The organism is Sandaracinobacter sp., from assembly GCF_041909755.1.
Classification (GTDB): domain Bacteria; phylum Pseudomonadota; class Alphaproteobacteria; order Sphingomonadales; family Sphingomonadaceae; genus Sandaracinobacteroides.
The window spans coordinates 1-6,805 of record NZ_JAYRCW010000114.1 but is presented as its reverse complement, the minus strand read 5'-3'; the positions used below and the strand labels follow the sequence as shown (position 1 = coordinate 6,805).

Genomic DNA, 6,805 nt, shown 5'->3' with positions numbered 1-6,805 from the left:
CGCATTCTTCTGCGCATCCTCATTGGCGCGCGCCCATTCGGCGTTCGTCTTGCAGATCCGCTCCTTTTTCACCAGCGATCCGGTCACCTGGATCTTGCGGCAGCGCACATAATTCGGATCCTTGGGGTCCAGCTTTTCCGCGCCGGCGTCCGCCGTTGGCGCCGCCAGCAGCGGCGCCGCCGGCACAAGCGCAGCCGCCGTCAGGGCTGCAGCGGCGATCAAGAGTTTCTGCATTCAATCCTCCAATGCAATTCGCGCGCATGAACCATTGCCGACCGGCCGGCGATCAACCGCTTCATGCTGCACACGCGAACACAGTTTCGCTTGCCCGGCGATTCGGCGCAAGCCCTGCCGTCGATCAGCAGGTGCCCGTGCCGGGCGCCCGGCAATCCTGCCCGGTCCGGTGCCGGCCGACGAAATCATCCGCTTCCTTGCGGGAGCGTTCGATATACTCCGCCCATTCGGCGTTCGTCTTGCAGAGCCGCTCCTTCTTCACCAGCGATCCGGTGACCGGAATCTTGCGGCAGCGCATATAATCAGGGTCATCCGGGGAGATCTTCGTCGGATCGTATGGCCGTTCCGCAGCATCGGCAGCCGGCATCATCAGGATCGCGCCGGAGAAAATCAGGGCAAACAGGCTCATGTCGATCTCCGTTCATGGGCATTCGCCCAGACGATGGTCAGCATATCAGCAATAGACGCCGCCGCCATAGCAATCCTTGCGGCTGTTGCGCGCCTGCGCCGCCATGTCGTCGGCCTGCCCGCGCGCCTCCTCCATATCCTTCTGCCAGTCGCGATTGGCTTTGCAGACGCGCTTCTTCTGAAAGGTGGAGCCGGGCACCGGCATCTTTCGGCAGCGGACGAAGTCGGGGTGCTTGGGATCCAGCTGACCGTTATCGACGACCTGCCCGGCTTCCTGGGCGTCAGCGGGAATTGCGGGCAGCACGAACATCGGCAAAACGGACAACAGGATCAGGGCACGCACCGGCATCTCCACACAACAAGCCCCGTCAACATGGGGCCGTCGCAATGTCTATCAGCCTCCGCGCGACAATCCAGCCGGATCATGCCCCGAAGCATCGGCCGCGGCGAACATGTCCACCAGCAGATCCTGTTCCGCGTCACTCAGATGCGGGTTCCACACATCAAAGATCAGCACCACGCGCAGCTCGTCGCTGTCGTTCCAGGCCTCATGTTCGATCGTATCGTCGAACGCGAAGGCCTCGCCCTCCGTCCATTGCCGCGTCTCCCCGCCCACCCGGAATCCGCAGCCCTGCGGCACGATCAGCGGCAGATGGATGATCGCCCGCGTGTTGGTCACGCCGGTATGCGGCGGAATCCGCGTGCGCGGCTTCAACAAAGAGAAGAAGGCGCTCGGCCCCCGGCCGGGGATATGGTTGCGCGGCAGCGCCGCCAGCGCCTTCGCCGTTTCGGGGCAGGCCTCCAGCACGGGCGCATTCGGCTCGCCATATTCCCACAGGAAGCAGGCGCCCCAGTCCAGCCGGTTGTCCAGCGCGCTCCACTTGTTCTCCGGCGTCCCCTTCTCCTGCCGCACATAGGGCCGGATCACCTCAGACCTACCCGCCGCCAGCGCCCGGAACTCGGCGCGGATCGCGTCCGTCCGCGCCTCAAGCGCCGGCATCCAGGGAAAATGCCGCCGTTCGAAGAACTCGTCCGCAGGCAGGAAAGGGTAATGCACGCCCGAACATTCATTGGTGAAGATCCGCCGCCGCCCCAGCATGGCATCAACACAGGCGCCCATGCGCCGGCGGCTCGTTTCGTCGGCGGCCGCAACCGCCTGCGCCAACCCACCGTCCAGCCGTGCTGCGAAATCCGCATGCTGCTCGGCCACGAACCGGCGGCCCTCTTCGATCCGCGCCTGCAGGGCCGGCGGCATGTCCGCGATCCCCGCCGCCATCGAAAGCACATTGCGCCAATGCTCGGCCGCGCGCGGAAAATTCCCGTCTGCCCGGTGCCAGTCCGCCAGCCGCATCTGCGCCATCAGGTGCCGCTGGTCCACCGCGATCACCGCTTCCAGCGCCGCCAGTTCGCCGGCCCGGTCCCCCCGCCCACGCCGCGCAGACGCCAGGTTCATCATCAGCGGCTGCTGCCCCGGATCCGCCTTCAGCGCGGCATCGAACAGCCGCTCCGCCAGCTCGAAATCACCATCCGCCAGCGCGCGCAGCCCCCGCGCGTTCATCACCACCGGATGCGATCCATCGATCCGCATCGCTTCGTCCAGCAGCGCCAGTTCCTGCGCCCCCTGCCCGGCCTGCCGCGCGGCGGCCGCGCCGCGCAAAAGCTGTTCCAGATCCCGTGCCGAAGCCATGTGCGCCAAATCCTGCCGCCAAGAAGCAGCCGATCCCTAGGCCCCGCGGAACGCCCGCACAAGAAGTCGGATTGCGCCCATGCGCCGCACCATGCCATCAGCATCGGCCATGGCCGAACCCGCCCAGATCCTCCGCCAGGCCGAATGGCTCGCCCACCGCTATGACACCGTGGGAGACAGGGTCCAGTTCCTGCACGTGCCGCGCCAACGGCACCGCGAAGTCCCCTTCCTCACAGACGAATATCTGGCCCCCGCCGGCGAACCCGTCGCTCTCGGGCGCGAAGCCGCGATGGCCGAGGCCGCAGGGCCGGCGTCGCACCACTTCATCTTCCACTCCGCCTTCTGCTGTTCCACCCTGCTCGTCCGTGCGCTGGATCGCGAAGGCGTCGCCATGGGCCTCAGCGAACCCGTCCTCCTGAACGATATCGTCGGCTGGCGGCATCGCGGGCCGGTGGAGGGCGCGAAGGTCGCAATGGTCCTCGATCAGGGCCTTAACCTGCTCGCACGGCCCTGGTCGCCCGGCGAAGCCATCGTCCTGAAGCCCTCAAACCTGGTGAACGCGCTCGCGCCTGCCATGCTGGGCCTACACCCCGGCAGCAACGCCCTTCTGCTCCACGCCCCGCTCGAGGATTTTCTCGCGTCGATTGCCCGCAAGGGCCTGTGGGGCCGGCTCTGGGTGCGGGATCTGTTCCTGAAACTCGGTCGGGAAGGCCTGCTCCAGTTCGGAATCGAAGGACAGGATCTGCTGAAACTCACCGATATCCAGGTGGCCGCCCTGTGCTGGATGGGCCAGCAGCGCCAGTTTCATGACCTCGCGGTCCGCTTCGGCGGCCGCATCCGCACGCTGAACAGCGAGGATTTGATGGCGCGTCCGGCCGAAACATTGGCCGCCCTCGCAGCCCATTTTGCCCTGAACCTCGATCAGGCCGCCATCGAGGCCATCGTCTCCGGCCCCGCCTTCACGCGCAACAGCAAGACAGGCAGCAATTTCTCCGCTTCAGATCGCGCCGCCGACAAGGCGGCCGGGCTGTTGGCCCACGCCGACGAGGTGGAAAAGGTCCACCTCTGGGCGAAGGAACTCGCCCGCACCCACAGCATCCAGACAGAGCTTCCGGGCCGCCTGCTGCCCTGAGCAATCTGCGCCCCCGGCCCCTTCCCGCGAGGCCCGCCGGTCTCTGGAACCTTCCCGCCAGGCCCCGCCGGGCTCCGGCACATCCATGCGCCCATCACGCGCCCGCACCTCCGGTCGCATCCCCATGCAGAAAGGGGCGGGCCTTTCGGCCCGCCCCCTCTGTTTCCGGTCAACAACCCGGAACATCCGGTCCGCTTAGAAGCGGATGCGGGCGCCCACGTTGAAGCGACGGCCCAGCGCGTCGTAGGTCGACGGATAGACGTTGCCGCTGTTGAACGAGGTCGAACCGATCGAGTTCCCGACCACCTTCGGCTGCTTGTCGAAGAGGTTGGAGATCGCGAAGGTGAACGAGAAGGTCTCGCTCGCCTGGAACCGCGCCGACAGGTCGAAGATGTTGTACGCCGGGATGCTGTTGAAGTCGCCTTCCTGACCATTCAGGTTGCCGCCAACCAGCGTGCCGGAGAAGGCGTTCGGGGCATCTTCATAGGTCACGCTCGACAGGTGCCGCCACAGCAGCGAGATGTCGAAGTCGCTGATCGAGAAGGTGTTCCGAACCGACCAGGACCAATCCGGCTGGATCGAGCCGCAGCTGGTGCCGAACTTGCCCACGCAATCGATCGGCGTGGAGGTCGGCGAAGCCTGGAAGATCGACTTGCCCGTCCAGTTGCCGGTGATCGCCAGCTTCCAGCCCACGGCGCCGAAGTCGGTGCCATAGTTCAGCGTGAAGTCCACGCCGTCCGTTTCCAGGCGGCCCAGGTTCGAGGTCGCGAGGAACAGGCCCGGAACTTCAGCCGAGTCGCCCGAAAGCGTACCGGTGATGTTCGAACGGCGGATGATCGTGCAGGCGTCGGTGGTGGACGCGCCGGCCGGCGGGCTCAGCGGGTTCGCACCGAAGCAGGCTTCGATCGCGTCGTTCGGGGTCGGCGACGACACAGCGTCGGTGACGACGATGTTGTAGTAGTCGACCGTCAGGCTCAAGCCCGGGGCGAACTCGGGCACAAACACCGCACCCAGCGTCCAGGAGTTGGACGTTTCCGGCTTCAGGTTGACGTTGCCGCCGAAGGTTGCGTTCGCCTGACCGGCCGTCGGCACCGAGATGGAGCCGATGGAGTTGGCGGGCGCGCCCTGCGCAAGGCAGATGGCCAGCAGTTCACCCGTCGGAACCGGACGACCCAGCGAACCGCCCTGGTCGTTCAGGTTGGCGCAGGGATCGTCGCCCAGGTTGGTCAGGCCCGTGTTCACCGGCGAGAAGAGCTCGGCGATGTTCGGGGCGCGGACGGCATGGGCATAGGCACCGCGGAACTTCAGGCCACCACCCGGCGACCAGCTGCCGCCGATCTTCCAGGTCCAGGTGTCGAAGCTCGGGTTCGTCGGCGCGTCGACCGTGTACTTGGAGTAGCGGACGCCGCCTTCGAGGGTGAGTTCCTCGACGAAGGGCTTGTCCTGAACCAGCGGCGCGATGATTTCGCCGTAGAGTTCATAGACATTGAAGCCGCCCGAGATGTTCGGGGCCGCGCCGCCGGCGCCACCCAGGTCACCCGATTGCGACAGCAGATCCGACTTCTGCTGGGCCGAATAGTCCCGCCATTCGGCGCCGAGGGCGAAGGCCACCGCGTCCGAAGCGAAGGGGATGCCCACGCCGAAGTCGCCGGAGATGCTGCCCTTGACTTGCGTCAGGCTGAACTCGTTCGTCGTGACCGACGATTCGCCCAGGAAGTCGTTCATGCCCGGCGTGATGGAACCGGTGGCGCCGAACAGGTTCAGCGGAACGCAGCCGTTCGACGTATCGAAGCAGCCGTTGCCGTTCGACAGCATCGACTGACGAACGCGGGAGTTCAGCCAGTAGCCGTCAGCCGCAGCCGAGTTCTCGGATTCGCCGTAGCTCGCCGACACGTCATAGTCGATCGTGCTGGTGATCGCGCCGCGCAGACCCGCCTGATAGTCGAAGAAGGTGGTGTCGTAGGTGGAGATCCGCGGACCGCCTTCCACGTTCCGGCGCGAAACCACCGCGGTCACGCTGCGATAGTCCGCATCGCCAGGACGCAGGTTCGGGTTCGCCGCAGCGGCGCACTCGGCCGCCGTGAAGCGCGGCGTGTAGCCGGCACCGGGCGTGGTGTCGAAGTTACAGAAGGCGTTGCGCTGAGTCGCAGACAGGAACGGGTTGTTCAGCGGAACGTCCACGGTCAGGCCGAACGCGCCCGACGGGGCGATGATCGTCTGCACCTTGTTCTTCGAGAAGATCGCCCGGGTGTAGAACTCCAGGTTCTCGTTCACTTCATAGCGGCCGTTCGCGTAGATGTTGAAGCGCTTGAACGGCGTCTGGAACACGTTGTACGGGTTGAAGTTGAACGCGTTGAACGCCGTGCTGGTGTTGAATCCGGTGCCGTCGGCCGTCACCTGGCGCTGACCGCCCTGCACGTTCGCGCCACCCGTGATGCTGTCCGAACCCGTCGGGTTCACGCCAGACCAGCGCGAGGGGTTGGACGTGCCCGAACCACCGGCCGAGCCGATGAAGCTGTCATAGGACCAGCGCGAGAAGTCGCGGTCGTCCTGCAGCACCTGGTCGGATTCCTGATAGCCGACGGCGAGGGTCACGTTACCGCGGCCATCGTCGAAGCCGGCGCCCATCACCATGTCGAGGCGCAGCGTCTGGCCGTCACCCTTTTCGGTGATGCCATAGCCGCCCGACACTTCCACGCCGGTGAAGTCGCGGCGGGTGATGAAGTTCACGACGCCCGAAACGGCGTCGGCGCCGTAGGTGGTGGACGCACCACCGGTCAGCACGTCGACACGCTCGACGAGGGCCAGCGGAACGTTGTTAAGGTCGAAACGGCCGTTCAGTTCGGCCGGCACCAGGCGCTGGCCGTCAAGCAGAACGATGTTCCGGTTGGAACCGAGGCCGCGCAGGTTGACGAACGACGCACCGCCGTTGCCGTTGTTCACGGCGGAACCGATCGACGGCACGATGCCGGGGATGTCGCGCAGGACTTGCTCGGCGTTGGAGATCTGCTTCAGATCGATTTCGTCGGCCGACGTCACCGTGACGGGCGTGGCGCGCTCGAGGTTCGGGTTCTTGATGAGCGAGCCGGTCACCACGATGGTTTCGGCTTCAGCTTCAGCGGCGGCGGCAGCGGACTGCGCAAAGGCCGCGGGGCCCGCAAGCATGGCGATGCTGACGGCGGCGGTGGCGACCGAGCCCTTCAGGGTGGCGCGCTTGTGCCAGAGTGTTTGGGTCACGTGTGTCAGTCCTTCCTTTGATGCGCTTCCAGATGGTCCGGCCGGAACCGGATATCCCTCCACCTGGATGACGCCTTTGCTTGTCCCGAACAGTCCGCGCGCGCTGG

At 65.9% G+C, this 6,805-nt stretch carries 6 protein-coding genes; 1 reads left to right on the top strand and 5 read right to left on the bottom strand.

Annotation, left to right across the window (positions count from 1 at the left end; translation table 11 throughout):
- From ACE3O8_RS12215 to ACE3O8_RS12200, 4 genes are all read right to left on the bottom strand, one after another.
- On the bottom strand, positions 1-234 hold a 234-nt coding region (locus tag ACE3O8_RS12215), incomplete at its 3' end, for a hypothetical protein (RefSeq protein ID WP_374390124.1).
- A 124-nt stretch (positions 235-358) separates the two neighbouring features.
- Positions 359-643, bottom strand: coding sequence for a hypothetical protein (locus ACE3O8_RS12210; protein ID WP_374390122.1), 285 nt, complete (start codon positions 641-643; stop codon positions 359-361).
- Between the two features lie 45 nt (positions 644-688).
- Entirely contained in the window at positions 689-985 is a 297-nt protein-coding gene (locus ACE3O8_RS12205) for a hypothetical protein (RefSeq protein ID WP_374390121.1), read from the bottom strand.
- A gap of 51 nt (positions 986-1,036) precedes the next feature.
- Entirely contained in the window at positions 1,037-2,329 is a 1,293-nt protein-coding gene (locus ACE3O8_RS12200; protein WP_374390119.1) for an aspartyl/asparaginyl beta-hydroxylase domain-containing protein, read from the bottom strand.
- A 109-nt stretch (positions 2,330-2,438) separates the two neighbouring features.
- On the opposite strand from ACE3O8_RS12200, the gene ACE3O8_RS12195 reads away from it, so the two are divergent.
- Positions 2,439-3,461, top strand: coding sequence for a hypothetical protein (locus ACE3O8_RS12195; protein ID WP_374390117.1), 1,023 nt, complete (start codon positions 2,439-2,441; stop codon positions 3,459-3,461).
- A 195-nt stretch (positions 3,462-3,656) separates the two neighbouring features.
- Here ACE3O8_RS12195 and ACE3O8_RS12190 read toward each other — a convergent pair whose 3' ends face one another.
- Positions 3,657-6,698, bottom strand: coding sequence for a TonB-dependent receptor domain-containing protein (locus ACE3O8_RS12190; protein WP_374390115.1), 3,042 nt, complete (start codon positions 6,696-6,698; stop codon positions 3,657-3,659).
- Positions 6,699-6,805 lie beyond the last annotated feature (107 nt).

Excerpts from the sequence above, each read along its gene's own strand:
- ACE3O8_RS12210 (WP_374390122.1), bottom strand. The coding sequence starts at position 643 with ATGAGCCTGTTTGCCCTGATTTTCTCCGGCGCGATCCTGATGATGCCG.
- ACE3O8_RS12200 (WP_374390119.1), bottom strand. The coding sequence starts at position 2,329 with ATGGCTTCGGCACGGGATCTGGAACAGCTTTTGCGCGGCGCGGCCGCC.
- ACE3O8_RS12195 (WP_374390117.1), top strand. The coding sequence starts at position 2,439 with ATGGCCGAACCCGCCCAGATCCTCCGCCAGGCCGAATGGCTCGCCCAC.